The 26,540-nt window shown below is 58.6% G+C and carries 25 protein-coding genes, 1 tRNA gene and 2 rRNA genes; 26 read left to right on the forward strand and 2 right to left on the reverse strand.

Annotated features, from left to right (window positions below; genetic code table 11):
* The 4 genes from ACTJKV_RS00005 to fdhA form a co-directional block, all read left to right on the forward strand.
* A 23S ribosomal RNA gene (locus tag ACTJKV_RS00005) occupies nt 1-2,591 on the forward strand; the annotation flags it as partial.
* A gap of 128 nt (nt 2,592-2,719) precedes the next feature.
* Nucleotides 2,720-2,834: ribosomal RNA gene (gene rrf, locus ACTJKV_RS00010) — 5S ribosomal RNA — on the forward strand.
* 80 nt (nt 2,835-2,914) lie between these two features.
* A tRNA-Met gene (locus tag ACTJKV_RS00015) sits at nt 2,915-2,991 on the forward strand.
* 685 nt (nt 2,992-3,676) lie between these two features.
* Complete coding sequence (fdhA, locus tag ACTJKV_RS00020; RefSeq protein ID WP_062444156.1) at nt 3,677-4,867, forward strand: formaldehyde dehydrogenase, glutathione-independent; 1,191 nt, start codon at nt 3,677-3,679, stop codon at nt 4,865-4,867.
* Between the two features lie 89 nt (nt 4,868-4,956).
* On the opposite strand, the gene ACTJKV_RS00025 is transcribed toward fdhA, so the two are convergent.
* The gene (locus ACTJKV_RS00025; RefSeq protein WP_440598371.1) at nt 4,957-6,006 is read right to left on the reverse strand and encodes a Fe(3+) ABC transporter substrate-binding protein; all 1,050 of its coding nucleotides are present in this window, start codon (nt 6,004-6,006) and stop codon (nt 4,957-4,959) included.
* Between the two features lie 279 nt (nt 6,007-6,285).
* Here ACTJKV_RS00025 and rirA point away from each other — a divergent pair, with 279 nt between their 5' ends.
* The 13 genes from rirA to ACTJKV_RS00090 all read left to right on the forward strand — a co-directional run bounded on the left by rirA (nt 6,286) and on the right by ACTJKV_RS00090 (nt 18,269).
* On the forward strand, nt 6,286-6,762 hold the full coding sequence (gene rirA, locus ACTJKV_RS00030; RefSeq protein WP_062427286.1) for an iron-responsive transcriptional regulator RirA: 477 nt from the start codon (nt 6,286-6,288) through the stop codon (nt 6,760-6,762).
* 135 nt (nt 6,763-6,897) lie between these two features.
* The gene (locus ACTJKV_RS00035; RefSeq protein WP_062427333.1) at nt 6,898-7,932 is read left to right on the forward strand and encodes an AbrB family transcriptional regulator; all 1,035 of its coding nucleotides are present in this window, start codon (nt 6,898-6,900) and stop codon (nt 7,930-7,932) included.
* A gap of 168 nt (nt 7,933-8,100) precedes the next feature.
* On the forward strand, nt 8,101-9,012 hold the full coding sequence (gene osmF / locus ACTJKV_RS00040; protein WP_062443412.1) for a glycine betaine ABC transporter substrate-binding protein OsmF: 912 nt from the start codon (nt 8,101-8,103) through the stop codon (nt 9,010-9,012).
* Between the two features lie 9 nt (nt 9,013-9,021).
* Nucleotides 9,022-10,218: an ABC transporter permease gene (locus ACTJKV_RS00045; protein WP_274101069.1), complete on the forward strand. Its 1,197-nt coding sequence runs from the start codon at nt 9,022-9,024 to the stop codon at nt 10,216-10,218.
* On the forward strand, nt 10,215-11,153 hold the full coding sequence (locus ACTJKV_RS00050; protein ID WP_274101068.1) for an ABC transporter ATP-binding protein: 939 nt from the start codon (nt 10,215-10,217) through the stop codon (nt 11,151-11,153). The genes ACTJKV_RS00045 and ACTJKV_RS00050 overlap by 4 nt, the downstream gene beginning before the upstream one ends.
* Entirely contained in the window at nt 11,150-11,905 is a 756-nt protein-coding gene (locus ACTJKV_RS00055; RefSeq protein WP_440598372.1) for an ABC transporter permease, read from the forward strand. The genes ACTJKV_RS00050 and ACTJKV_RS00055 overlap by 4 nt, the downstream gene beginning before the upstream one ends.
* 98 nt (nt 11,906-12,003) lie before the next feature.
* Entirely contained in the window at nt 12,004-12,945 is a 942-nt protein-coding gene (locus ACTJKV_RS00060; RefSeq protein WP_274101066.1) for an ABC transporter substrate-binding protein, read from the forward strand.
* 69 nt (nt 12,946-13,014) lie between these two features.
* A complete protein-coding gene (locus ACTJKV_RS00065; RefSeq protein ID WP_062443393.1) occupies nt 13,015-13,788 on the forward strand; it encodes an ABC transporter permease in 774 nt (257 codons plus the stop codon).
* Nucleotides 13,788-14,573 carry an ABC transporter ATP-binding protein gene (locus ACTJKV_RS00070; RefSeq protein ID WP_062599077.1) on the forward strand — a complete coding sequence of 262 codons (786 nt, stop codon included), beginning with the start codon at nt 13,788-13,790 and terminating at the stop codon, nt 14,571-14,573. Before ACTJKV_RS00065 ends, ACTJKV_RS00070 begins: the two co-directional genes overlap by 1 nt.
* A gap of 151 nt (nt 14,574-14,724) precedes the next feature.
* Nucleotides 14,725-15,459: a histidine utilization repressor gene (gene hutC, locus ACTJKV_RS00075; protein WP_062599616.1), complete on the forward strand. Its 735-nt coding sequence runs from the start codon at nt 14,725-14,727 to the stop codon at nt 15,457-15,459.
* Between the two features lie 209 nt (nt 15,460-15,668).
* Complete coding sequence (exbB, locus tag ACTJKV_RS00080) at nt 15,669-16,805, forward strand: tonB-system energizer ExbB (protein WP_274101094.1); 1,137 nt, start codon at nt 15,669-15,671, stop codon at nt 16,803-16,805.
* Nucleotides 16,806-16,809: 4 nt separating this feature from the next.
* The gene (gene exbD / locus ACTJKV_RS00085; RefSeq protein ID WP_274101065.1) at nt 16,810-17,319 is read left to right on the forward strand and encodes a TonB system transport protein ExbD; all 510 of its coding nucleotides are present in this window, start codon (nt 16,810-16,812) and stop codon (nt 17,317-17,319) included.
* Entirely contained in the window at nt 17,316-18,269 is a 954-nt protein-coding gene (locus ACTJKV_RS00090; protein ID WP_274101064.1) for a TonB C-terminal domain-containing protein, read from the forward strand. The genes exbD and ACTJKV_RS00090 overlap by 4 nt, the downstream gene beginning before the upstream one ends.
* 11 nt (nt 18,270-18,280) lie before the next feature.
* Here the strand turns inward: ACTJKV_RS00090 and phnF are convergent, their stop codons facing one another.
* The gene (gene phnF / locus ACTJKV_RS00095) at nt 18,281-19,018 is read right to left on the reverse strand and encodes a phosphonate metabolism transcriptional regulator PhnF (RefSeq protein ID WP_194286750.1); all 738 of its coding nucleotides are present in this window, start codon (nt 19,016-19,018) and stop codon (nt 18,281-18,283) included.
* 80 nt (nt 19,019-19,098) lie between these two features.
* Here phnF and phnG point away from each other — a divergent pair, with 80 nt between their 5' ends.
* The 9 genes from phnG (at nt 19,099) to phnD (ending at nt 26,429) form a co-directional block, all read left to right on the forward strand.
* On the forward strand, nt 19,099-19,557 hold the full coding sequence (phnG, locus tag ACTJKV_RS00100; RefSeq protein ID WP_274101063.1) for a phosphonate C-P lyase system protein PhnG: 459 nt from the start codon (nt 19,099-19,101) through the stop codon (nt 19,555-19,557).
* Complete coding sequence (gene phnH / locus ACTJKV_RS00105) at nt 19,557-20,162, forward strand: phosphonate C-P lyase system protein PhnH (RefSeq protein ID WP_274101062.1); 606 nt, start codon at nt 19,557-19,559, stop codon at nt 20,160-20,162. Before phnG ends, phnH begins: the two co-directional genes overlap by 1 nt.
* A 3-nt stretch (nt 20,163-20,165) precedes the next feature.
* Nucleotides 20,166-21,275, forward strand: coding sequence for a carbon-phosphorus lyase complex subunit PhnI (locus ACTJKV_RS00110; RefSeq protein ID WP_440598373.1), 1,110 nt, complete (start codon nt 20,166-20,168; stop codon nt 21,273-21,275).
* Nucleotides 21,276-21,424: 149 nt separating this feature from the next.
* Nucleotides 21,425-22,342 (forward strand): alpha-D-ribose 1-methylphosphonate 5-phosphate C-P-lyase PhnJ, encoded by a 918-nt coding sequence (locus tag ACTJKV_RS00115; RefSeq protein ID WP_440598374.1) that lies wholly within the window; start codon nt 21,425-21,427, stop codon nt 22,340-22,342.
* Nucleotides 22,339-23,115 carry a phosphonate C-P lyase system protein PhnK gene (gene phnK / locus ACTJKV_RS00120; protein WP_112955327.1) on the forward strand — a complete coding sequence of 259 codons (777 nt, stop codon included), beginning with the start codon at nt 22,339-22,341 and terminating at the stop codon, nt 23,113-23,115. The genes ACTJKV_RS00115 and phnK overlap by 4 nt, the downstream gene beginning before the upstream one ends.
* Before the next feature lies 1 nt (nt 23,116).
* Nucleotides 23,117-23,824: a phosphonate C-P lyase system protein PhnL gene (gene phnL, locus ACTJKV_RS00125; RefSeq protein WP_113175715.1), complete on the forward strand. Its 708-nt coding sequence runs from the start codon at nt 23,117-23,119 to the stop codon at nt 23,822-23,824.
* Nucleotides 23,821-24,438, forward strand: coding sequence for a DapH/DapD/GlmU-related protein (locus tag ACTJKV_RS00130; RefSeq protein ID WP_440598375.1), 618 nt, complete (start codon nt 23,821-23,823; stop codon nt 24,436-24,438). Before phnL ends, ACTJKV_RS00130 begins: the two co-directional genes overlap by 4 nt.
* 115 nt (nt 24,439-24,553) lie before the next feature.
* Entirely contained in the window at nt 24,554-25,429 is an 876-nt protein-coding gene (gene phnC / locus ACTJKV_RS00135; RefSeq protein ID WP_062443354.1) for a phosphonate ABC transporter ATP-binding protein, read from the forward strand.
* A gap of 94 nt (nt 25,430-25,523) precedes the next feature.
* Nucleotides 25,524-26,429: a phosphonate ABC transporter substrate-binding protein gene (gene phnD, locus ACTJKV_RS00140; RefSeq protein WP_062443352.1), complete on the forward strand. Its 906-nt coding sequence runs from the start codon at nt 25,524-25,526 to the stop codon at nt 26,427-26,429.
* The last annotated feature ends 111 nt before the right edge of the window (nt 26,430-26,540 follow it).

A 26,540-nucleotide genomic window follows, 5' to 3' on the forward strand; every position in this document is an offset into this window, starting at 1 on the left:
CTGAATACATAGGGTGTAAGAAGCGAACGCAGGGAACTGAAACATCTAAGTACCTGCAGGAAAGGACATCAACCGAGACTCCGTAAGTAGTGGCGAGCGAACGCGGACCAGGCCAGTGGCAATGATGAATAAAGCGGAACGATTTGGAAAGGTCGGCCATAGCGGGTGATAGCCCCGTACGCGTAGAACAGTCATTGTCCTTGAGTAGGGCGGGACACGTGAAATCCTGTCTGAACATGGGGAGACCACTCTCCAAGCCTAAGTACTCGTGCATGACCGATAGCGAACAAGTACCGTGAGGGAAAGGTGAAAAGCACCCCGACGAGGGGAGTGAAATAGAACCTGAAACCGGATGCCTACAAACAGTCGGAGCCCGCAAGGGTGACGGCGTACCTTTTGTATAATGGGTCAACGACTTAGTGTAACGAGCAAGCTTAAGCCGGTAGGTGTAGGCGTAGCGAAAGCGAGTCTGAATAGGGCGTTCAGTTCGTTGCATTAGACCCGAAACCGAGTGATCTAGCCATGAGCAGGCTGAAGGTTGGGTAACACCAACTGGAGGGCCGAACCCATAACTGTTGCAATAGTTCGGGATGACTTGTGGCTAGGGGTGAAAGGCCAATCAAACTCGGAAATAGCTGGTTCTCCGCGAAATCTATTTAGGTAGAGCGTCGACCGAATACCCTCGGGGGTAGAGCACTGGATGGGCTATGGGGACTCACCGTCTTACTGATCCTAACCAAACTCCGAATACCGAGGAGTACTAGTCGGCAGACACACGGCGGGTGCTAACGTCCGTCGTGAAGAGGGCAACAACCCTGACCTCCAGCTAAGGTCCCCAAGTCATGGCTAAGTGGGAAAGGATGTGAGGATCCCAAAACAACCAGGATGTTGGCTTAGAAGCAGCCATCATTTAAAGAAAGCGTAACAGCTCACTGGTCTAAATAAGGGTCTTTGCGCCGAAAATGTAACGGGGCTAAAGCCATGCACCGAAGCTGAGGATACAACGTAAGTTGTGTGGTAGCGGAGCGTTCCGTAAGTCTGTGAAGGCGGACCCGTGAGGGCTGCTGGAGATATCGGAAGTGCGAATGTTGACATGAGTAACGATAAAGGGAGTGAGAGACTCCCTCGCCGAAAGACCAAGGGTTCCTGCTTAAAGTTAATCTGAGCAGGGTTAGCCGGCCCCTAAGACGAGGCGGACACGCGTAGTCGATGGGAACCACGTTAATATTCGTGGGCCTGGTGGTAGTGACGGATCTTGTGTGTTGTTCAACCTTATTGGATTGGTTGGGCGGCGAAGAGGTTCCAGGAAATAGCTCCACCGTATAGACCGTACCCGAAACCGACACAGGTGGTCAGGTAGAGTATACCAAGGCGCTTGAGAGAACTATGTTGAAGGAACTCGGCAAATTGCACGCGTAACTTCGGAAGAAGCGTGACCCTTTTGCACGCAAGTGTGATGGGGTGGCACAGACCAGGGGGTAGCGACTGTTTATCAAAAACACAGGGCTCTGCGAAGTAGCAATACGACGTATAGGGTCTGACGCCTGCCCGGTGCTGGAAGGTTAAAGGGAGAGGTGCAAGCTTTGAACTGAAGCCCCAGTAAACGGCGGCCGTAACTATAACGGTCCTAAGGTAGCGAAATTCCTTGTCGGGTAAGTTCCGACCTGCACGAATGGCGTAACGACTTCCCCGCTGTCTCCAACATAGACTCAGTGAAATTGAATTCCCCGTGAAGATGCGGGGTTCCTGCGGTCAGACGGAAAGACCCCGTGCACCTTTACTATAGCTTTACACTGGCATTCGCCAAGGCATGTGTAGGATAGGTGGTAGGCTTTGAAGCAGGGACGCCAGTTCCTGTGGAGCCATCCTTGAAATACCACCCTTATCTTCGTGGATGTCTAACCGCGGTCCGTTATCCGGATCCGGGACAGTGTATGGTGGGTAGTTTGACTGGGGCGGTCGCCTCCGAAAGAGTAACGGAGGCGCGCGATGGTTAGCTCAGACCGGTCGGAAATCGGTCGTCGAGTGCAATGGCATAAGCTAGCCTGACTGCGAGACTGACAAGTCGAGCAGAGACGAAAGTCGGTCATAGTGATCCGGTGGTCCCGTGTGGAAGGGCCATCGCTCAACGGATAAAAGGTACGCCGGGGATAACAGGCTGATGACCCCCAAGAGTCCATATCGACGGGGTTGTTTGGCACCTCGATGTCGACTCATCGCATCCTGGGGCTGGAGCAGGTCCCAAGGGTATGGCTGTTCGCCATTTAAAGCGGTACGTGAGTTGGGTTCAGAACGTCGTGAGACAGTTCGGTCCCTATCTGCCGTGGGTGTAGGAATATTGACAGGATCTGTCCCTAGTACGAGAGGACCGGGATGGACGTATCTCTGGTGGATCTGTTGTCCTGCCAAGGGCATAGCAGAGTAGCTATATACGGAATGGATAACCGCTGAAGGCATCTAAGCGGGAAACCAACCTGAAAACGAGTGTTCCCTATCAGAGCCGTGGAAGACGACCACGTCGATAGGACGGGTGTGGAAGTGCAGTAATGCATGAAGCTTACCGTTACTAATAGCTCGAGCGACTTCTTCGTTCCCATTGTTCATGCTCATCGAATAAAACTCGATCGCATCACGTGTTCATATCAAATAGAGCCAAAAGCTCTCCAGCTTCTCGATACAACAGCACATGCAAAAGCATGTGCCAGTTGCGTTTCGCCGACCTGGTGGTTATCGCGGGGCGGCTGCACCCGTTCCCATTCCGAACACGGCCGTGAAACGCCCCAGCGCCAATGGTACTCCGTCTTAAGACGCGGGAGAGTAGGTCGCTGCCAGGTCTGCTAAACGCAACTAATTATCTTCTCAATCACAAAACCAACCGGAAGAACACCTTCCAGCCCACCACATTACCAGTTAACGCGGGGTGGAGCAGCCCGGTAGCTCGTCAGGCTCATAACCTGAAGGCCGCAGGTTCAAATCCTGCCCCCGCAACCAAATATACGACGATCATCAAAACCCCGGGGCTCAAAGCCGCGGGGTTTTGGCGTTTCTGGTGCAGCAATGCTTGCCTCCCAGAGTGCGTGGCGTTGGAAGAAGATGCTAACCGCTCCACAATGCGATTCCACTCGAACGGAATGAAAACGGCCGCCTCTCGTTCGGAGGCTCGGTGAACGCTATCACTGATGAAAGTCATTCTCGACCCGTTCGATGACTCTTCGGTACAGAGTAAGCCATTGAGAAAATTGCAAAATCCAATGCAATAGTTTTAGATTTCGCCGGCTTCACTTCCAGCCATACAGTGAGCGCGCGCCTGCCCGACATCCAATATCAAACCCTGATCCCGTGGAATCCGTTGGAAACTGACGCCTGGAAAGCGCAATCTACTGGTTAGAAGCTGGACCTCAGTGTCGTTGAACACACAAGGCGTGTCGTAATCCAGAACGTTTACCTCGGCCCCACGTGGTCTGCTGTCAGCATCGAAACGCCACTTGAGGAGGTGGCGTCATTTGTGTCGATGGCCGGACTCAACCGGTCAGGAGGAGGATCACTCTGGAGGATTCGTTGGTGAGGAACTGGACGTCCCAGTCTTTACAGGATCGCCTATTGATCGTCCGACAGTGGAGAATGTCGCGGCCCTGACGGCTTCGGCATTAATGTTCAAACCATGGAGGAGATGGATATGAGCAGGAACCGAGGCGTTGTCTATTTACGGCCGGGTCAGGTGGAGGTTCGTGATATTGACGATCCGAAGCTGGAAGCCCCGGATGGACGCAGGATCGAGCATGGCGTGATCCTAAAAGTCATTTCGACCAATATTTGCGGCTCGGACCAGCACATGGTGCGTGGTCGCACCACTGCCATGCCAGGTCTCGTCCTAGGTCACGAGATTACCGGCGAAGTCATCGAAAAGGGCATCGATGTCGAGATGCTCGAGGTCGGCGATATCGTCTCCGTACCGTTCAACGTTGCCTGCGGTCGTTGCCGTTGCTGCAAGTCGCAGGACACAGGCGTCTGCCTCACGGTCAATCCATCCCGCGCCGGCGGCGCCTACGGCTATGTCGATATGGGCGGCTGGATCGGCGGCCAGGCGAAATATGTCACCATCCCCTATGCCGACTTCAACCTTCTGAAATTCCCCGATCGCGACAGGGCGATGTCGAAGATCCGCGACCTGACCATGCTGTCCGATATCCTGCCGACCGGTTTCCACGGTGCGGTGAAAGCTGGCGTCGGCGTCGGCTCGACCGTCTATGTGGCGGGTGCGGGTCCCGTCGGTCTTGCTGCTGCAGCCTCTGCCCGTATTCTTGGTGCAGCCGTTGTGATGATCGGCGATTTCAACAAAGACCGTCTGGCGCATGCCGCCAAGGTCGGCTTCGAGCCGGTGGACTTGTCCAAGGGCGATCGCTTAGGCGACATGATTGCCGAGATCGTCGGCACCAATGAAGTCGATAGCGCGATCGACGCCGTTGGCTTCGAGGCGCGCGGACATGCCGGCGGTGAACAGCCTGCTATCGTTCTCAACCAGATGATGGAAATTACCCGTGCCGCCGGTAACATCGGTATTCCGGGCCTCTATGTGACGGAAGATCCGGGCGCGGTGGATGAGGCGGCCAAGCAAGGCAGCCTGTCGCTGCGCTTTGGTCTTGGCTGGGCGAAGGCGCAATCCTTCCACACAGGCCAGACGCCGGTTCTCAAATATAATCGCCAACTCATGCAGGCCATCCTGCATGACCGCCTGCCGATCGCCGATATCGTCAATGCCAAGATCATTGCGCTGGATGACGCGGTCCAAGGCTATGAAAGCTTCGATCAGGGTGCTGCGACCAAGTTCGTCCTCGATCCGCATGGCGATCTGATCAAGGCGGCGTGATCGATTCTGTGGCACGACACCACAAAGAAACGCCCGCGATGTCGTCGCGGGCGTTTCTTTGTCATCGAATAGGTTTCGGCGGCCTGATTTTACTGCGACGGCCCGTCGTTGAAGCCGACTTCGTCGACCAGTTCGGAAGCCTCTTTCCGGTGCGCTGCAATCTCGGTCAGAGACAATGTATCGGGCTTGATCGGGCCAAAGCCCTTGACCACGTCGGAAGGCTGGGCGCCGGGCAGCACCGGATACTCGAACACCTGCTTGGCATAGATCTCCTGCGCTTCTCCTGACGCCAGGAATTCCATCAGCTTCAGGGCGTTTTCCTTGTTCGGCGCATATTTTGTCATGGCGACGCCCGAGATGTTGACATGGGTGCCGCGATCTTCGGCATTGGGGAAGATCACCCTGACGGAATTGGCCCAGACCTTTTCTTCCGGTTCCTGCTCATTGGTCAGCATCAAGCCGACATAGTAGGTATTGCCCAGCGCAATATCGCACTCGCCGGAATAGATGGACTTCGCCTGGCTGCGGTCCGTGCCGTCCGGCTTGCGCGCCAGATTGTTTTTGAGGCCCGTCAGCCAAGTGCGCGTGTAGTCGAGGCCATGATGAGCAATCATCGAGGCAAAGAGTGCGATGTTGTAGGAATGCTGCCCGTCGCGAATGCAGATCTTGCCCTTCCACTTCGGATCGGCAAGTTCCTCATAGGTGATCGACTGCTGAGGCACGCGCTCCTTTGAGGCGTACACTACGCGTCCACGGGTTGTCAGTCCAAACCACTCGCCTTCCGGGTCGCGAAGATTGGCCGGAATATCCTTTTCGATGATCGGGTCGTTGAGCACCGGCTGCGTGACACCACCCTCCTTCGCCTCGACCAGCCGGGCGATATCGACAGTCAGCAGAATATCGGCAGGAGAATTGACGCCTTCGGCCTGGATACGTTCGACCAGGCCCTTGTCCAAGAAGAGAACATTTGTCTCGATCCCGGTTTCCTTGGTGAAGGCGTCGAGCAGCGGCTGGATCAATTCAGGCTGGCGGTAGGAGTAGACATTAACCTCACCACCGGCAAAAGCAGATGACGTGCTGCCACAGGCGATAGATACCACCGCACCGAGCGTCAGAAAGCTGGTTTTCAATCTTGCCATGCCACAGGTCTCCCTTAGCGCGCCGCGCGTCCAAGAATGAACGCACAAAGGACGCGCGATTCACGTTGAATCCACGCATCGTGCTTATCGAAAATCGGTTCCGATTTTCGGGCCGATGCAGTAGGATTGAATAGTGGAGTTCTTTGTTCATGAATCGGCGGGCCGGTCAACGGTCAACCACCGGAGATCGAGCGGGTAAGGAAGTTTTTTTCATGTCTGGAATTGTTCTAAACTGAAAAACAAACTATATAACTCCACATTACCGATCAGGAGATCAGCATGCGTTTGACCAAACAGACCAACTATGCAGTCCGCATGTTGATGTATTGCGCCGCCAATGACGGCAATCTGAGCCGCATCCCTGAAATCGCCAAGGCTTACGGCGTGTCGGAGCTTTTCCTCTTCAAGATTTTGCAGCCGCTCACCAAGGCCGGCCTCGTTGAAACCGTTCGCGGCCGCAATGGCGGCGTCAAGCTTGGGAAACCGGCCGACAAGATTAGCCTGTTCGATGTGGTCAAAGTCACCGAAGACAGCTTTGCCATGGCGGAATGTTTCGAGGACGGCGCTGTCGAATGTCCGCTTGTCGATAGCTGCGGCCTTAATTCCGCACTTCGCAAGGCGCTGAACGCATTCTTCGACGTTCTGACCGAATATTCGATCGACGATCTCGTCAAGGCCCGCCCGCAGATCAACTTTCTTCTCGGTCTCGATCAGCTGGCGCCTCGTGTGCATCCGACGCCGGTCGCAGCGGCCTGATCATCACATCGAGATTTTTTCAAAAGCCCGCCCGCAAGATTGCCGGCGGGCTTTTCTTTTGGAAGAGCTTGATTTCGGCGGCGATGACGGCGCAAGTGGGCGTCTCCTGCTTGCGTTTTGATTCTTACCGGTGCCATGATCTCCATATCCGAGCTTTCTCGCCTTGCCTTGACCGTCTTCATCGGCAGTCTTGGCGCGCTGTTCGGTGTGCTCGTGGGCCTTCCGGCCCCCTTTCTCTGCGGCCCGGCACTCGCCGTTACCGGCGCAAGTCTTCTCGGCCTGACGCTCTCGGTGCCGAAGAATCTTCGCAGCGCCACTTTCGTCATCGTCGGCGTATCGATGGGAACGAACATCACGCCGAACGTCTTTGAAGCGGCCAGAACCTGGCCCTTGAGCTTCGTTGCTGTGCTGTTGACGGTGGTGGTGCTTCTTTATGCAGCCTATTGGATCCTGCGCTTCATCTTCCGCTATGACCACACGACAGCAATGCTCGGTGCGTCTCCCGGCCACCTCAGCTACATCATCAGCCTGACGGCAGAGACCAAGAGCGATCTCGCAACCGTCAGCGTGATCCAGAGTGTGCGCGTTCTGGCACTGACGCTCACCGTGCCTCTGATCGTCAAATATCTCGATCTCGTCAGTGTTGAACCCTCTATCCTGCCGCCACCCATGCCGGCGCTGGAACTTGGATTGACCCTGCTTGCCTCGCTGGCGGTCGGTCTTGTTTTCATGCGCTGGCGCTTTCCGGCGGCACTCCTTCTCGGTGGCGTCGCCGTTTCTATCGGTTCGCACGTCACGGGCTTCTCCAGCGGCGGTGTACCGGATTGGCTTGCCATCCCCACCTACATTGTCCTTGGAAGCCTGATCGGCACGCGCTTCTCGCGCTCCTCGTTGAAGGATATGAGGAAGGCATTCTTGGCTGGTGCCGTCGTGACGGTCGCGGTCGTTGTCCTTGCCTGCTCGATTGCCGTGCTCGTTTCCAGTCTGACGGGTGTTCCGCTCAACGCCGTGATGATTGCATTTGCGCCTGGTGGGCTCGAGACGATGGCAGCCATGGCGGTGATGATGCATGCGGATACGGCCTATGTCGGTTCACATCACGTCCTGCGCCTGCTGTTTCTCTCGGTGCTCATGCCTTTCGTGATCGGTAAACAAGCGCGCGGGCGTTGACCGTCAGGCACGAAACTGCGGATTTTCCTCTGCCCGTATTTTTCGCTGCAACTTTTTTGCCGCCTGCTTCGTTACTTCGTGCTGAACCGGGGACAGTCGCTCATTCGTATTGGTCAGAAAAACGAGGCATTGTCCTGCCCGCGTAACCGTTCCGAGTGGAGATTGCCCATGAACCGTCTGATGAAGCTGGCCAGCGCTGGATTTGCGCTTGCTCTTTATGCCTCCATTGCCCAAGCGCAGGTCGTCGTCTCATCCAAGATCGACACCGAAGGCAGCGTTCTCGGCAACATCATCCAGTCGGTTTTGAACGTCAACAATATCGCCACCACTGACCGCATCCAGCTGGGCGCGACGCCCGTCGTGCGCAAGGCGATTATCGCAGGCGAAATCGATATCTATCCGGAATATACCGGCAACGCCGCCTTCTTCTTCGAAAAGGCAGATGATCCTCTCTGGAAGGATGCCGCCAAGGCCTATGAAGAAGCCAAGACGCTGGACTACGACGCCAACAAGATCGTCTGGTTGTCGCCTTCTCCGGCCAATAATACCTGGGGTATCGCGGTTCGCAAGGATGTGGCGGAGAAGAACAATCTCAAGACACTGAGCGATCTCGGCAAATATGTTGCCGGCGGCGGCCAGATCGTCCTTGCTGCATCTTCTGAATTTGTCAACTCGGCGGCAGCTCTACCCGCCTTCCAGAAGACCTATGGCTTCACGCTGAAGCCGGAGCAGTTGATCACGCTTTCGGGCGGCGATACGGCAGCGACGATTGCCGCGGCCGCCAACCAGACCAACAATGCCAACGCTGCCATGGTCTATGGCACCGATGGCGGCATTGCGCCGTCCGGCCTCGTCGTTCTCACGGATGACAAGAATGTGCAGCCGGTCTATCAGCCTGCGCCCATCATCCGTGAAGAGGTGCTAAAGAAGCATCCTGACATCGAGAAGGTCCTGAAGCCGGTCTTCGAAAAGCTCGATCTTACGACCCTGCAGGAGCTGAATGGCCGTGTGCAGGTGGGCGGGGAGCAGGCCAAGGCCGTTGCGCTCGATTTTCTCACCAAGAACGGCTTCGTGAAGTAAGAGGTGTCGTTGCAGAGCGAGAGCGCCATTTCAAAGCCGCAGACTGTCACACGACATGTCGATAAGGTCGGCGTGCTGATCTGCGGCCTGCTCCTCTATGCTGCACTCGTTCCGCCCTTCGTCAGCTTCCGCGCAAACCGTATTGTGCAAGGGGAAGGGCGCTTTCTGCTGGACAGCATGCCGACCTCTGTCGGTTACGGCCTGATCGGCATCATCATCTTGGCCGCGGCGGTGGCGCTGTTCGTCGCCAACACAAAGGTCCGTTTGGCGACGGCCTTTGCGGCACTGGTCGCGCTGGCCGTTGCGATCGGCCTTTCGGCGTCGTCTCTCATTCCGCCTGAAAACACCTATGCCCGCGTGTCGGCGGCCAGTGGTTTCTGGCTTTTGCTCGCCGGGCTGGTGGTCCTGGCGACGGATGCGATCGCGAGGCTTAATCCAAAGCCTCTGACACGTCTCATCCTTCTGGCTGTGTCACTGCTTCTCCTCAGCGCCTTCCTGCTCTCCGGCCTGTGGAAGGATCTCTCTATCATGAAGGAGTATCAGAGCCGCTCCGATATCTTCTGGACGGAAGCGCAGCGCCACCTTCAACTGGCCTTGGGCTCCGTCTTCGCCGCCATGCTGGCAGGCATTCCTCTGGGAGTGCTCTGTTTCAAGGTGGAGCGCATCCGCGCCGCCATGCTGAACAGTCTCAACATCATCCAGACGATCCCATCCATCGCGCTCTTCGGCCTCCTGATTGCGCCGCTGGGCTGGATCGGCACCCATGTCCCGGGCGCCTCGCAGATCGGTATCCGCGGCATCGGCGCCGCCCCGGCCTTCGTTGCGCTGTTTCTTTATTCCCTGCTCCCGATCGTTTCCAATACGGTCGTCGGGCTCGCCGGCGTTTCGCCTGCCGTGCGTGATGCGGCGCGCGGTATCGGCATGACGGGCCGGCAAAGCCTGTTCAAGGTCGAGTTCCCGCTGGCGCTTCCCATCATCTTGACCGGCATCCGCATCGTGATGGTGCAGAACATCGGGCTTGCAACGATCGCGGCGCTCATCGGTGGCGGGGGCTTCGGTGTCTTTGTCTTCCAGGGGATTGGCCAAACGGCCATGGACCTCGTTCTTCTCGGAACCATCCCGACCGTCATCCTGGGATTTGCCGCGGCAATTCTGCTGGATGCGCTGATCGACAGCAAGCTCCTGGCACGAGGAAAAGCCACATGATCGAAATCGAAGGCCTCACCAAACTATATGGCGAAGCGACGGTGGTCGATAATGTGAGCCTCGCTGTCCAACCCCAAAGCGTTACCGTCATCGTCGGCACATCCGGCTCGGGCAAGACGACGCTTCTGCGCATGATCAATCGTCTCGTCGAGCCGACCTCGGGCGTCATTCGCATCGATGGGCGCAACGTTCTCGATCTGCCGGGCTTCGAACTGCGTCGCAGCATCGGTTATGCCATCCAGGGGCATGGGCTTTTTCCGCATCGGACGGTGGGACAGAACATTGCGACCGTGCCGGAACTGCTGGGCTGGGATCGGCAGCGGGTCTCGGCGAAAGTCCACGAACTACTCACCCTCTTTCAACTTGACCCAAAGCTTTATGCCGACCGCTTCCCAAGCGAACTCTCGGGCGGTCAGCAGCAGCGCGTCGGCGTGGCGCGCGCGCTGGCAGCCGAGCCGAACATTCTTTTGATGGACGAGCCCTTCGGTGCGCTCGACCCGATCATCCGCGCCAAGGCGCAGGAAGATCTCCTGGCGATCCAGAAGAAACTCGGTGTCACCATCGTGCTCGTCACCCACGATATGGATGAGGCCTTCTTCCTGGCGGATCGGATTGCCGTCATGGATAAGGGAAAGGTCGTCCAATATGGACCACCGGCGGAGCTCGTCCTCAACCCGGCAACGCCATTCGTCAGAACGCTGATCGGCGAGCGGGAAAGGCCTTTACGGCTGCTTTCCGTGGCAACCGTCTCCGAGATCGTTGAACCCGGAGAGGCGGAAGGCGAGCCGCTCACCGGCAGCCTTAGCCAACGTGATGCACTGTCCGCCATGCTCTGGGCGGGACGGGACAGTCTCCCGGTTGTCGGCACCGACGGGCAGAAGATCGGTCGCATCCGGCGCGAAACCCTGCTGCAGCAAGCTGCGGGCCGTTCATGACGCGCGCGCACCCAAAAGCGCTGCTCGGACCTCTGCTCCTATTGGGGCTCGCGCTGCTGCTTGTCGTCTTTTTGGCGACACCAGGCACTTTCGCTCCGATCTTCTCACCGCTTGTCCAGACCAACGCACCGGCTATCTACCAGCAGGCCAATCTTCTCTCCCTCACGCTGTCCCATCTGGCAATCGTGGGGATGGCGACGGCAGCTGCCACACTGGTGGCCGCGACACTTGCCATTCTGGTCAGCCGGCCGTTCGGTCGAGAATTCCTGCCGCTGTCGCGCAGCATCGTCAATATCGGCCAGACATTTCCGCCGGTTGCCGTGCTTGCACTTGCGGTGCCGATCATGGGATTTGGGCAGAAGCCAACGCTGGTGGCGCTGTTTCTCTATGCCCTACTTCCCGTCTTCGAAAACACCCTCACGGGCCTGACGACGGTCCCGGCATCAATCACCGAGGCAGCCCGCGGTGCTGGCATGACCGGTTGGCAAAGGCTGTGGAAGATCGATATCCCGCTTGCCATGCCTGCGATCCTCGCCGGCATTCGCCTATCGGCCGTCATCAGCCTCTCAACCGCGACGATCGGCTCGACCGTGGCAGCGCGCACGCTGGGCGAGGTCATCATTGCCGGTCTGCAATCCAACAATCTTGCCTTCATCCTGCAGGGCGGTTTGATCGTGGCGGCACTTGCCGTTTTGATCCACAGTGTGTTTTCGATGCTGGAATCCAAGGCCGCACATCGTGCCGGTCGGTAACGCATTTTGTCTAGACAAATTATTTCCCTTATGAATTAATGCCCCCTAAAGAAGCGGAGAAAATCGCCGCTCAAAAATAAAGCAACAGGGGATCGATCATGAGAAAGACACTGGGTTTCACCCTTTTCGCCGCCGCACTTTTTGCCACCGCGGCCCATGCTGAAACGTCCGTCACCATCGGCATGTCCGGCTGGACCGGCTTTGCGCCGCTGACACTCGCCAAGGAAACGGGTATTTTCGAAAAGAACGGCCTCAAGGTCGATATCAAGAAAATTCCGCAGGCAAGCCGCCATCTGGCGCTGGCGTCTGGTGACATCCAATGCGCGGCGACCACAGTCGAAACCTGGGTGGCATGGAACGCCAATGGCGTGAAATCCACGCAGATCTTCCAGATGGACAAGTCGCATGGCGCGGATGGCATTGCGGTTCGCAATGACATCGCCAAGATTTCCGACCTGAAGGGCAAAACCATCGCCGCATCGGCCCCTGGCACCTCGCCATACTTCTTCCTCGCATGGATCCTCAAGGAGAACGGCCTGACGCTGAAGGACGTGAAGGTGGTGAACCTTGAGCCGGGCCCGGCCGCCCAGGCCTTTGTCGCCGGCCAGAACGATGCCGCCATGACCTATGAGCCCTATCTGTCGACGGTTCGTGCCGCGCCCGACAAGGGCAAGATCATCGCCACCACGCTGGATTATCCAGCCGTCATGGACACCTTCGGCTGCACGCCGGAGTTCCTCAAAGCCCATCCGGACGCGGCAAAGGCATTGGCGACAAGCTATTTCGAAGCGCTCGATGCCATCAAGGCCGATCCTGAAAAAGCTTACGCCACGATGGGCGCGGATGTGAAGCAGTCGGGCGAGGCCTTCGGCAACTCCGCCAAGTTCCTCGAATGGCAGGACAAGGCAGCCAACCAGACGTTCTTCGAAGGCGAGTTCAAGACCTTCTCGGAAAAGGCTGCAGATCTGCTTCTCGAAATCGGCGTCATCAAGTCGAAGCCCGATCTTTCGACGCTCGCCGATACCTCCTTCATCAAGTAATCGGCCATCACGTAATCACATTGGGCGCGGCTTGCCGCCGCGCCCCGCCTCATGACTGTCGGGATCGACATGCAGCCATTACAGCCTATCAGACACAGCACGCGGATTGCGCTCGGCATCCTGTTCTTCGTGCTGTTCTTCCTCGCCTGGGGCATCGCGACGCTGGGTGGGTTCGTTTCGCCAACCTTCCTCGCAGACCCCATCACCATGCTGAATGACGGGATTTATCTGATCACCGCGCAAGGCTTCGCCTATGATATCGGCATGACCATCTGGCGCGTGGTGGGCGGCTTCGTCTTGGCTTCGATCATCGCCGTACCGCTGGGCATCGCCATGGGCGCTTACAAACCGATCGAAGCCTTGCTTGAGCCCTTTGTCTCCTTTGCCCGTTATCTTCCCGCTTCGGCTTTTGTACCGCTGCTGATCCTGTGGGCCGGCATCGGCGAAATGCAGAAGCTGCTGGTGATTTTCATCGGCGCAGTGTTCCAGATCATCCTCATGGTCGCCGTCGCCGTTGCCGCAACGAGGCGTGATCTCGTCGAGGCTGCCTATACGCTCGGCGCCAAGGACCGCGGCGTCGTGCGCCGGGTTCTCATCCCCGCCAATGCACCGGATATTGCCGAGATTCTGCGGCTCGTTCTCGGCTGGGCCTGGACCTATGTCATCGTGGCGGAACTGATCGGCGCGTCGTCCGGCATCGGCTATATGATCATCAACAGCCAGGCGCTGATGGCGACGGGCCAGATCATCTTCGGCATCATCGTCATCGGCGTTATCGGCCTTATCTCTGACTTTGCCTTCAAGTCTCTCAATCGCAAACTGTTCGCCTGGAGGCTTGCCTGATGAATGAACTCGTCATCCAGGGCGTCAGCCGCACCTTTCCGGGCGTGCGTGGCGGCACGCCGACACTTGCTCTGCAACCGACGGATCTCGAAATTCCCAGGAATGATTTCGTCACCATCCTCGGGCCATCCGGCTGCGGAAAGTCGACGCTGCTTCGTATTATCGCCGGCCTCGATCGCCCGACTACCGGCAAGGTTTTGCTGGCTGGCCAGGAGGTGAAGGGACCGGGCGCCGATCGCGGCATGGTCTTCCAGTCCTACACGCTGTTTCCCTGGCTCACGATCCGCGAAAACGTGGCCTTTGGCCTGCGCGAGCGCGGGGTGGCGGAGAAGGAAAAGTGGGAGATCGTCGATAGCTACATCGACAAGGTGGGCTTGAGAGGCTTCGAGAACCACTGGCCGAAACAACTGTCCGGCGGCATGCAGCAGAGAACGGCGATTGCCAGAGCGCTGGCCAACGGTCCGCGCATTCTGCTGCTCGATGAACCCTTCGGCGCACTGGACAACCAGACGCGCGGCCTCATGCAGGAACTGCTGCTGGGCATCTGGGAGCGGGAGCAGAAAACGGTGATCTTCGTGACGCATGATATCGAGGAAGCGGTCTTCATGGCCAACCGTGTGGTCACGATGTCGGCGCGTCCCGGTCGCATCAAGTCGATCACCCCGGTCGATCTTCCGCATCCGCGTCATTACACCGTCAAGGCAAGCCCTGAATTCTCGGAGTTGCGTGCGCGGCTGACAGAGGAAATCCGCGGTGAGGCTATTGTGGCAGCCACCCATGGCTAAGCTTCGGCGACGGTGATATCAGGCGGCTATTAAAGCGCCGTGCGTCCTATTGGACGCACAAGGGACGCTTTATCTTTTTGAATATACGCATCGTGCTTTTCCGAAAATCGATGCAGATTTTCGAGCCGATGCCGTAAACGGAACAAAAACCATGGCTGAAGCGGCGGCACCGCAGGAAAGGTCCTTACACGAACGCATCATGAGCGACGTGGAAGGCCGGATTCTGTCGGGCGAATGGCCCCCCGGCTATCGTATTCCCTTCGAGCACGAGCTGACGAAGGAATATGACTGTTCCCGCATGACGGTGAACAAGGCGCTGACCGAACTGGTCAAAAAGGGCCTGATCGAGCGCCGCCGTCGCTCCGGCAGCTTCGTTACACGGCCGCACGCCCAATCCGCCGTTCTGGAAATCCACGATATCCAGCGAGAAGTTCAGCAGATGGGCCTGACCTACCGTTATCATCTGGATCATCGCGAGCTGCGCAAGGCGACAGCACAGGATCGCGCCGCGCTGGAGGTAAAGGCGGGGGCCAGCATTCTCTCGCTGACCTGCCGGCACTTCACCGGCGACATTCCTTTTTGCCTGGAAGATCGCATCGTCAACGTATCCGCCGTGCCTGAGGCAAAAGATGCGGATTTCTCCTCGGTGGGTCCGGGGTCATGGCTTTTGCAGATGGTCCCCTGGAGCGCTGCCGAGCACCGCATCCGCGCCATCTCCGCCGACCGCCGGATCGCAGATGCGCTGGCCATTCCTGTCGGTACCGCTTGCCTCGTCGTTGAGAGACGGACTTGGCATGGTCAAGTCTATGTGACCCATGTCACGGTGACCTATCCCGGCGAGCGTCATGAACTTGTGGCGCAATTCCTGCCGATGCAACAGCAGTGATGGTGCACGAACGGAGGTGCAGAAACATCGCTTCATCACGCATGTTTTTGTAAAAGATGAGTTTACAGCTCCGGTTTCTCCAATGTATTAGTGGCTAATCTTACTCCACTTATAGCGGAGCGGGCTTGCGTGTCCGCTACTCTGGTGCGGGTGAGGGCTATGCCGATGCGTCTGGTCGTCGTGCAGTACAGAAAACCCGGGACCATCTGATGACCTCCATACTCTCGATTTCTTCGTCCAATCCTGTCATGGCATCCTGGGCGCGCTGCCGACCCATGGCGCTGGCGGTGACCGTCTTGATCAGCGCCTCCTCCTTGCAGGCGTTTGCCCAGACCGCGGCGCCCTCAGAGAACATGCCTGCGACCACTCAGACAGAGCAGGTTCCTTCGCCGGCTACGAATTCCGCCCCATCCGCCCCCACTCAGCCCTCGCAGACACCACAGGCGCAGCAAGCCGCACCACAGAATCAGCAACCGCCTGCAGCGACTGCTCCGGCCACGCAAGCTCCGGCTCAACCGTCGGACGCACAGGCACCTGCATCAGCAGAGCCACCGGCAGCACAGCCAACGCTATCTGGCGAGGCTCTTTCTGCGGTGGAGGTCAGTGCCGATGAACGGTCCGATATTCCGCACAACCTCTCTCCCTGGGGCATGTTCATGGCGGCCGATTGGGTCGTCAAAAGCGTCATGATCGGCCTTGCTCTCGCCTCGCTCATCACCTGGACGGTCTGGCTGGCGAAATCGATCGAGCTTGCCGCCGCGCGCTTGCGGGCGGGCTCGACGCTGAAAATCGTTCACAAGGCGAAAACGCTGGCCGAAGCGACGGAGGCGGTCGAGAGCAAGGGCGGTCCCGCCGCCTTGATGTTGCGCATGGCCTCCTACGAGATGCAGCTCTCCGACGCGGTTGTGGCTCATACCGATGGCGGAGGCATCAAGGAACGCGTGTCCTCCATCCTGTCGCGTATCGAAACCCATGCAGGACGCCGCATGTCGCGCGGCACAGGTGTGCTGGCCTCGATCGGCTCGGTATCACCCTTCGTCGGCCTCTTCGGCACGGTCTGGGGCATCATGAACGCCTTTATCGGCATTTCCGAATCGCAGACGACGAACCTAGCGATCGTGGCACCCGGCATCGCCGAAGCCTTGCTGGCAACGGCAATCGGCCTGGTAGCCGCCATTCCTGCGGTGGTGATCTACAACGTCTTTGCCCGTTCCATTACCGGCTATCGTCATCTGCTGGCCGATGTTGCCGCCGGCGTCGAGCGCCTGGTCAGCCGTGATCTCGATTTCCGCCGCATCCCCCCGGGCAGTGCCAGCAAGCCCCAGGTCTCCCTGGTAGGACGATAAGATCATGGCAGGCGGTATTCGAGAAAGCCACGGGGACGACCTTCCCGAAAACCACGAGATCAACGTCACGCCGTTCATCGACGTGATGCTGGTGTTGCTCATCATCTTCATGGTGGCGGCACCGCTTGCGACCGTGGATGTCAATGTCGACCTTCCGGCTTCGACAGCAAAACCGGCCGAGCGCCCCGATGAGCCTCTGTATCTGACGGTAAAGGACGACCTCTCGCTCAATATCGGCAATGATGCGGTGGCGCGTGAAGCGCTTGCGACGAGCCTCGACGCCAAGACCGGCGGCAAGAAGGACACACGTATCTTCCTGCGCGCTGACAAGGCGGTGGATTACGGCCACTTCATGGAGATCATGAACCTGCTGCGTGACAGCGGCTATCTGAAGATCGCGCTTGTTGGGTTGGAGGGGACTGCAGGCTCTGCGCCAGCAGGGGCACCGGTCTCCAATTCCAGCCAGCCGCAACCGGGCCAGCCTGCGCCTGGCCCGAATGGAGGGTCGCAGTGACGGACCCCGTCTACCCTCGTTCCAGACAATCCCGCTTGGGAGAGGTCGCGCTCTGGTCCGTCGCGGCACTGGTGATGATCTCGGTGCATGCCGCAGGCGCCTATTATCTGATGCAGGAAAAGCCTAAAGAGCAGGGCGATAACGCGCCTCAGGCGGCGATCATGATTGAGCTTGCCGCCCTGCCTGAGGCCGTCAATACCGAAGAAACGGTCGAAGCCAATGACGAGGTCGAGACGGAAGAGGTCAAAAGCAACGTCACCCAGCCTGTCGAAGAACCTCCGCCCGTAGAACCTCCGCCGGAGCCGGTTCCAGAGCCTGTCGTTGAAGAGCCGCCAGTGGAGCCCGAGCCTACCCCCGAAGTGCCGCCGGAGGTGGTGCAGCAGCCTGTAGAGGAGCCCGCGCCGCCAGAACCGGTGCAGGAGGTCGATCCCATCGAGCAGCAGCAGGTGGCGGAACTCGAAAATGTCGAGGTTCCCCTTCCTGTGCTTCGTCCTCCGCCTCCGCCACCAGTACAGAAGAAGGTGGAGAAGGAAAAAGAGCCGGAAAAGAAACGAGTGCAAAAGCCGACGCCGGCGCCACAGCAATCGCAGCGCCGCGATATCGCCAAGGCTGAGGCAACACAGTCGGACAGAACGGCGGCATCTCGCAACAGCGCGGGTTCTGCATCGTCTTCCATGTCTCCCGCTGACTGGAAATCGAGGGTGCATAGCGCTGTTGCACGTAGTGTGAAACGAATGAACCCCCGAGGCAAAAAAATGATTGTTGATTTCTCCGTCTCTTTCACCGCTGCGTCGGACGGCTCTCTACAGCAGGCGAGACTTTCTCCGTCTACGGGCAATCCTGAATGGGATAAGAAAATAATCGCGGCTGTCGGGCGTGTGTCGGTCCCGCCGCCGCCGTCTGGCGCGGACCCATTTGTCAAACTACCACTAAGAATTGAGGTGAACTGACCTGCGCTTCCTCAATTCTCTACAGTGAATTGCACCACATCCGCCGGAAAGCGGCTTGTGCCGAACTGGATCGGCTGGCCGTCCATGTCGACATTCAAGGAATCGGAGACGAGAAGAATGGCGCCCGGCGACAATTCGAGATCGGCCAGATCGTCGGCCTCCGCATGCCGGGCAGAGACTGTTGTTGACGCCCGGACGTAGTCGGCCACGCCGGATCGCTTCAGCGCCTCCGTTATTGAGCCCGTGTCTTCATAGTCAGTGGCGATGCCGCTGAAACGGTCGGCTGGAAACCAGGAGGTCGAGCGCGACACTGGCTTATGATCGACCTTTCGCAGCAACTCCAGCCGGATCAGTGGCGTACCCGGCGCAACATTCAGCTTCTCGGCAAGAGCTGTCGTCGCTCCCTCGAGGGAATGCGCCAAGAGCAGCCCTTCCATCTCCCGTGCCTGATCGCCAAGACCAGTGGTAAAACGCGTTCGCTTCGAGATCGGGAAATTCAGGCGATCTTTTCGGGTGATGAGTGTCCCGCGGCCTTGCAGTGCCTGAACGATGCCTTCATCCGCAAGTGCTGCAATGGCGCCTCTGACGGTATGGCGATTGACGCCGAAGCGCTCCGCCAGCACCATTTCAGATGGTAACATGCCGGTGCCGTCATAGTCGCCCGCAGCAATCGCCGTTCTGATCCGGTCGGCGATCTGGCGCCAAAGCGCCACGCCATTCTTCTTTCGCATATTGTTCGTCAGGGTCATGTCACACGCTTGTCATGCTGGAGGCTTACATCTAAGCTATCTTGTATGGTTGTCTATATCAATAGACGTTTGAGGATAAAATGAACGAACCGACCGAAATTCAAGAGGCGAGAAAGCGGGCCGCAGGGCTGCTGGCCCGTGCGACGGTTGAAGAGCTTCTCAAGTGCTGGAGCGCTCTGGATACCAAGCCGCAAGTCGAAAAGGTGCGTGGACCGGAAACCGGGCTCGTCATGGTGCGCGGAAAGATCGGCGGCGGCGGTTCGCCCTTCAATCTCGGAGAAGCGACCGTGACGCGCGCCACCGTCAAGCTTGCCTCCGGCACGATCGGCCATGCCCATGCGCTCGGCACCAGCCGCAAGCAGGCGTGGTATGCAGCAATCGCCGATGCGCTTTGGCAGGAAGAGACGACCCGTCCTCTGGTTGAGCGTGAGGTCCTCGCTGTGGTCGCGTCTCGTCTTGAAAAACGCAAGACCAACGCCATTCAGCAAACCGCCGCAACCCGCGTCGATTTCTTCACCATGGTACGGGGAGACGACTGATGTCCGCCAAAGCAAACATCGTAACCGGCGGCTTTTCCGATCCGGTCTTCGATTCCCAGCACATCTTCAAGGCTGCGATGGACGGCATGGCGCGGCCGGGAAAGCTGCAGTCGTTCGATCTGCCGATCCAGCCGCCAAGCCCTCTAGGCAAGGCCGCAGGCGGCATTCTTCTCACCCTTTGTGACTACGAGACGCCCGTGTGGATGAACGGCGCCTTTTCGAAGTCGGTTGTGCCAAGCTGGCTGAGCTTCCATACCGGAGCGCAGATGGCGCCCACCAAGGCTGACGCCCGTTTCGCGGTTCTGGATGCCGGAAGCACGCTCTCCTCCTTCGCTCTCTTCGCTCAGGGTAGCCAGGAATATCCCGACCGCTCCGCAACCGTGATCATCGAAGTACCAGATCTGACAAGCGGCCCAGCCTTGCGCCTTTCCGGCCCCGGCATCCGCGAGAGCGAGATCATCCGCCCTTCGGGCCTGCCCGACATCTTTGTGCGGCTTTGGAGCGAAAACCGCGCGGTCTTCCCCCGCGGTGTCGATGTCATCCTCACCTGCGGCAGCCACTTCATCTGCCTGCCGCGCTCCACCCGCATCGAGACGGAGGCCTGAGCCATGTATGTTGCCGTAAAGGGCGGAGAAACCGCCATTGCCAATGCACACCGCCTGCTGGCCGATCGTCGTCGTGGAGACCGCAACCTGCCGGCCATGACGATCGGCCAGATCGTCGAACAGCTTGGCCTGGCCGTCGACCGGGTGATGGCCGAAGCCTCGCTTCATGATCGCTCGCTCGCAGCTCTCGCCGTCAAGCAATCGCGTGGGGACATGATCGAGGCGATCTTCCTGCTGCGCGCCTATCGCACGACACTCCCACGTTTCGGCTATTCCAACCCGGTGGAAACGGGCGAGATGCTGGTCGAGCGCCGCGTGTCGGCGACCTACAAGGATCTGCCCGGCGGACAGTTGCTGGGCCCGACCTTCGACTACACCCACCGCCTGCTCGATCCTTCGCTTCTCGAAGATGGAGAAGTGGAGGAGCCTGTCCTGCGCGATTCAGAAGCCGAACACATCATGCGCGTTTCGGAAATCCTGGCGGAAGAAGGCCTGATCGAAAGCGATGGTGACATGCCGGAAGACCATATTACCGGCGATCTGACCCGCGAACCGATGGAATTTCCCATGGCACGCGATTTGCGGCTGCAGTCGCTCGCCCGCGGCGATGAAGGTTTCCTCCTCGCATTGGCCTATTCGACCCAGCGCGGCTACGGCCGCAACCATCCCTTCGTCGGTGAAGTCAGAATTGGCGAGGTGGAGGTCGAGCTGGATATCCCCGAACTCGGCTTTGCCGTCTCCATCGGCGATATTCAGGTGACCGAGTGCCAGATGGTGAACCAGTTCAAGGGTTCGGCCAAGGCGCCGCCGCAATTCACCCGCGGCTACGGCCTCGTCTTCGGGCAAAGTGAACGCAAAGCCATGGCGATGTCGCTGGTGGACCGGGCGTTACGCGCAGACGAGTTCGGTGAGGACAGAACCGCACCGGCTCAGGACGAAGAATTTGTGATTTCGCATGCGGACAATGTTCAGTCGACAGGTTTCGTGGAGCATCTGAAACTCCCGCACTATGTCGATTTCCAGGCTGAACTTGGTCTTGTCAGAAAGATGCGCGCCGATTTCGAGGCTGCGCAAAGATCAGATGAAAGTTGGTTGAACGATGCTGCCGAATAAAGACTTGGTTTCAGCGCTGCTCGTTGAACCAGTATGCGCAAAATACGCTGGATGCTGCAAATACAGTGAAGAACAGCGCAATGAGAATTCCGATCTCCATGATCATTTACTCCTGACATCCGTTGTGACTTACGGAAGGACAACGCACGATGCTTGAAGAAGTTTCATTTGAAGAGACCTTCGCCGATGAAGGTCTCGCTACGTACAATTTCGCCTATCTGGACGAACAGACCAAGCGGATGATCCGCCGCGCTATTCTGAAGGCGATCGCCATACCCGGCTACCAGGTGCCGTTTGCCTCGCGTGAGATGCCCATGCCCTACGGCTGGGGAACGGGTGGCGTGCAGGTGACAGCCTCGATCCTCGGACTGCATGATGTGCTGAAGGTCATAGATCAGGGGGCGGATGATACGACCAATGCCGTCTCCATCCGCGCCTTTTTCCAGAAGGTTGCGAATGTCGCCGTCACCACGCATACCAAGGAAGCCACCGTCATCCAGACCCGTCACCGCGTTCCTGAAGAAACGCTGACGGAAGGTCAGGTGCTGGTCTACCAGGTGCCGATTCCTGAGCCTCTGCGCTTCCTCGAGCCACGCGAGACCGAGACCCGCGTCATGCACGCGCTGGAAGAATATGGCCTGATGCATGTGCGCCTCTATGAGGACATTGCCCATAATGGTCGCATTTCGAAAACCTACGCCTATCCGGTGAAGGTCGCAGGCCGATACGTTATGGACCCGTCGCCGACGCCGAAATTCGACAATCCGAAAATGCATATGTCGGAAGCCTTGCAGCTCTTCGGCGCCGGGCGTGAAAAGCGTATCTATGCCGTGCCGCCTTACACCGAAGTCGTCAGCCTCGATTTCGACGACCATCCCTTCGAGATTCAGACCTTCGACAAGCCCTGTGCGCTGTGTGGTGCGGACCATGTCTATCTCGATGAAGTCATCCTGGATGATCGGGGCGGGCGCATGTTCGTCTGCTCCGATACCGACCATTGCGAAGATCGGCGCGAACATGGCCATCGCGGCCATCTCCTGGCCGATGTGAAGGAGGCCGCAGAATGAGCGACCAGCCGCTTTTGAAAGTCCGCGACGTTTCCAAATATTACGGTGACCGCGCCGGTTGCCGCAACGTCTCCTTCGATCTTTGGCCGGGAGAAGTCCTGGCGATCGTCGGCGAATCCGGTTCCGGCAAGACCACGCTGCTGAACTGCATTTCCACCCGGCTGATGCCGACCACCGGCAGCGTCGAATATCGCATGCGCGACGGGTCTCTTCGCGATCTCTATCATATGGGCGAGGCGGAGCGACGTTTCCTCATGCGCACCGATTGGGGCTTCGTTCACCAGAATCCGGCTGACGGTCTGCGCATGACGGTATCTGCCGGCGCCAATGTCGGCGAACGGCTCATGGCAGTCGGCAACCGGCATTATGGCAATATCCGCAACACCGCCAGCGAATGGCTGGAGCGGGTGGAGATCGGCACCGATCGCATCGATGATCAGCCGCGTGCCTTTTCCGGCGGAATGCGCCAGCGCCTGCAGATCGCCCGCAACCTCGTCACCTCGCCGCGCCTCGTCTTCATGGACGAGCCGACCGGCGGTCTGGATGTCTCGGTCCAGGCAAGGCTTCTCGATCTCGTTCGCGGTCTCGTCAACGATCTCGGCCTGTCCGTCATCGTCGTCACCCATGACCTTGCGGTTGCACGGCTCCTGTCGCACCGCATGATGGTGATGAAGGATGGCAACGTCATCGAGCATGGCTTGACAGACCGCGTGCTGGACGACCCGCGCGAGCCCTATACTCAGCTTCTCGTTTCCTCGATCCTGCAGGTGTGACATGCCGACCCCCCTCATTGTTTCGGAAGTCTTCAAAAGCTTCACCATGCATCTGCGTGACGGGATCGAACTGCCTGTCGTGCGCAATGTGAACTTCTCTGTCCAGGCGGGCGAATGCGTCGTGCTTGGCGGGCCTTCGGGGATCGGGAAAAGCTCCATCCTCAAGATGCTCTATGGCAATTATGCCATCGATAGCGGCCAGATCCTCATCAAGCATGAGGGACAGATGGTCGATATCGGCAGTGCCGCACCCCGCACCGTGCTGGAGGTCCGTCACCGCAGCCTTGGCTATGTCAGCCAGTTCCTGCGCACCGTTCCGCGCGTCGCCGCCGTCGATGTGGTGGCCGAGCCGCTGCTTGCTCGAAAAATTCCGGTCGAAGAGGCGCGCGAGCGGGCAGGGGAGTTGCTATCGAAGCTCAACTTGCCACGGGAATTGTGGTCCCTGCCACCCGCGACCTTCTCCGGCGGCGAACAGCAGCGCGTCAACATTGCCCGCGGCTTCATTACCGACCACGCCATCCTGCTTCTGGATGAGCCGACGGCGTCGCTCGATGCGGCCAATCGCAAGGTCGTGGTGGAGATGATCCGGCAAAAGAAGGCCGAAGGAACAGCCCTTCTCGGCATTTTTCACGATGAGGAAGTACGTGAAGCCGTGGCCGATCGCATCCTCGATGTCTCGCAGTTCTCACCCAGAAAGATCGCAGCATGAGTGTCAAAGTTGGCCTGGAACCGGCCATTCACGAAAGCGCCCGCGTCGTCAACTCCAAGCTCGGCCGTTACATCGAAGTCTCGGAGCGCTGCCGCATCGAAGAAGTGGAGATGGACGACTACTCCTACATCATGCAGGACGGTGCCGTCTGGTGCGCGACGATTGGCAGGTTCGTCAACATCGCCGCCTCGGTGCGCATCAATGCAACCAACCATCCCATGTCGCGCGCGACGCTGCACCACTTCACCTACCGCGCCCATAACTATTGGGACGATGCGGAGGATGAGACGGAGTTCTTCGCCGCAAGACGCGCCAGACGCGTCGTCATCGGCCATGATGTCTGGATCGGACACGGCGCGACCATCCTGCCCGGCGTCACCATCGGCAATGGCGCCGTCGTCGGTGCCGGTGCCGTGGTCTCGAAAGATGTTGCGCCTTACACCATCGTCGGCGGTGTCCCGGCCAAAATCATCCGGCGCCGTTTTCCAGAAGAGATCGGCGAGCGCATGGACCGACTGGCCTGGTGGGATTGGGATCATGCGAGGCTTCGCGCTGCCCTCGATGATTTCCGTTCGCTCGAAGCGGAGGCCTTTCTTGCCAAGTATGACGGGTAAACGAACACCATCTCCCGTAACGTCAGCCTTGTAATAATTTCTTCATCAAACTGACATTCGCGCTTCACGCACCCCTGATAGGCCGAATCCGAAATAACGAGACTGGATTTGGCCTATGACTTTTCACCTCAAGCAGGTAACGCGCCGCTTCGGCAAATCGACCGCCGTCGACAGCGTGACGCTCGATATCCCCCAGGGCCAGATGGTCGGCGTCATCGGACGTTCGGGTGCAGGCAAATCCACCCTCCTGCGCATGATCAACCGCCTGGTCGATCCCACATCCGGCTCCATTCATTTCGGTGATCTCGAGGTTTCCTCACTCCGCGGCGCCGCGCTTCGCCACTGGCAGCGCGATTGCGCCATGATCTTCCAGCAATTCAATCTCGTGCCGCGTCTCGACGTTCTGACCAACGTCATGCTCGGTCGCCTCGATCACCGCTCCACGGTCTTGAGCCTGCTCAGCATCTTCACCACCGAAGAGCGTCTGATGGCGATTTCAGCACTGGAGCGCCTGGGGATCGAACATGTGGCGATGCAGCCGGCCGGCACGCTGTCGGGTGGGCAGCAGCAGCGTGTGGCGATCGCACGTGCACTGATGCAGTCGCCGCGCATGCTGCTTGCCGATGAGCCCATTGCCTCGCTTGACCCGCTCAACGCAAAAATCGTCATGGATGCGCTGCGCGACATCAATGAGCGCGAAGGCATCACCGTCATCACCAACCTGCACACGCTGGATACTGCCCGCAATTATTGTGAGCGCATCATCGGCATGGCGGCCGGTCGCGTCGTCTTCGACGGCACGCCCGCCGAACTCGATGCCCGCGCGGTCAAGGAAATCTACGGTACTGATTCTCATGGTGCCGGCATCGACGAAACCATGACGTCGACCAGCATCACCATTGAAGGTGCGGAGCTTGCCGCGCGCGCCCAACACCCATCTGCCGGTCCTGAAGCTTCTGCTCCCAAGCCGCTTTCCATGGCTGGACTGTAAGGACCGCACAGCATCGATCCGCCCGCGTCAGGGGCCAATATCACATTCCATATCGTGTCAAACTCCGGCTCGCCGGAAAAACGGAGATAAATCCATGTTGAAGAAAGCTCTTCTTTCGGCGGTTGCACTTGGCCTTCTGGCCGGTTCGGCTCTCGCTCAGGACGTCAAGGTTCTGCGCATCGGCCTCGATGGCGGCGAAAACTCCAACGACCAGCTGCGCAACGCGCAGTGCATTGCCGATGGCCTGAAGGCTGCAACCGGTGTTGAGCAGGTTCAGCTCTTCCCATCGCCGGACTATAACGGCGTTATTCAGGGTCTGCTGGGCGGCACCATCGACATTGCTTCCATGGGCGCATCCTCCTACGCCAAGATCGCTATTCAGGACCCGAAGGCTGTCGATCCGATCCTGACATACACCGGCGCTGACGGCTCCAGCGGCTATTACACCATCATGGTTGCCCGCAAGGACTCCGGCATCAAGACGCTGGCAGACGCCAAGGGCAAGAAGCTCGGCTTTGCCGATCCGGACTCCACCTCCGGTTACTTGATCCCGAACGTCGCTCTGCCGAAGGAAACCGGCAAGCCGGTCAAGGAATACTTCTCTGAAACCGGCTTCGGCGGCGGCCATGAGAACCTCGTTCTCGCCGTTCTCGACAAAAAGTTCGATGTCGGCACCACCTTCGGTTCCGGCGTGGGCAAGTGGGAAGAAGGCTACAGCTCCGGCAACCTCCACCAGATGGTCGCCAAGGGCAATCTCGACATGGACGATCTCGTCGAAGTCTGGAAGTCGCCGCTGATCCCGAACGGTCCGCTTATGGTTGCCAACAAGGTCGGCGAGCCGATGAAGGAAAAGATCGAAGCTTTCTTCCTCGACCTGCCGAAGAAGGACCTCGCTTGCTTCCAGGGCTTCACCCAGGGCAAGAACAAGGAATACATCAAGGTCGATCCGTCCTTCTACCAGACGATCGTTGATGCCCGTAAGGCCGTTATCGGCGGCTGATTGCCAACAACAGCATGAGACGGCGGCGTCAGAAAGACGCCGCCGTTTTTTTAAAGCGCAGCCCGGGAACGCCGTCACGCTTCCAAAGGGATGCCGCTGAAACGGTGAATG

Origin of the sequence: Agrobacterium sp. 22117 (assembly GCF_052045735.1) — a bacterium.
Classification (GTDB): Bacteria; Pseudomonadota; Alphaproteobacteria; order Rhizobiales; family Rhizobiaceae; genus Agrobacterium; species Agrobacterium cavarae.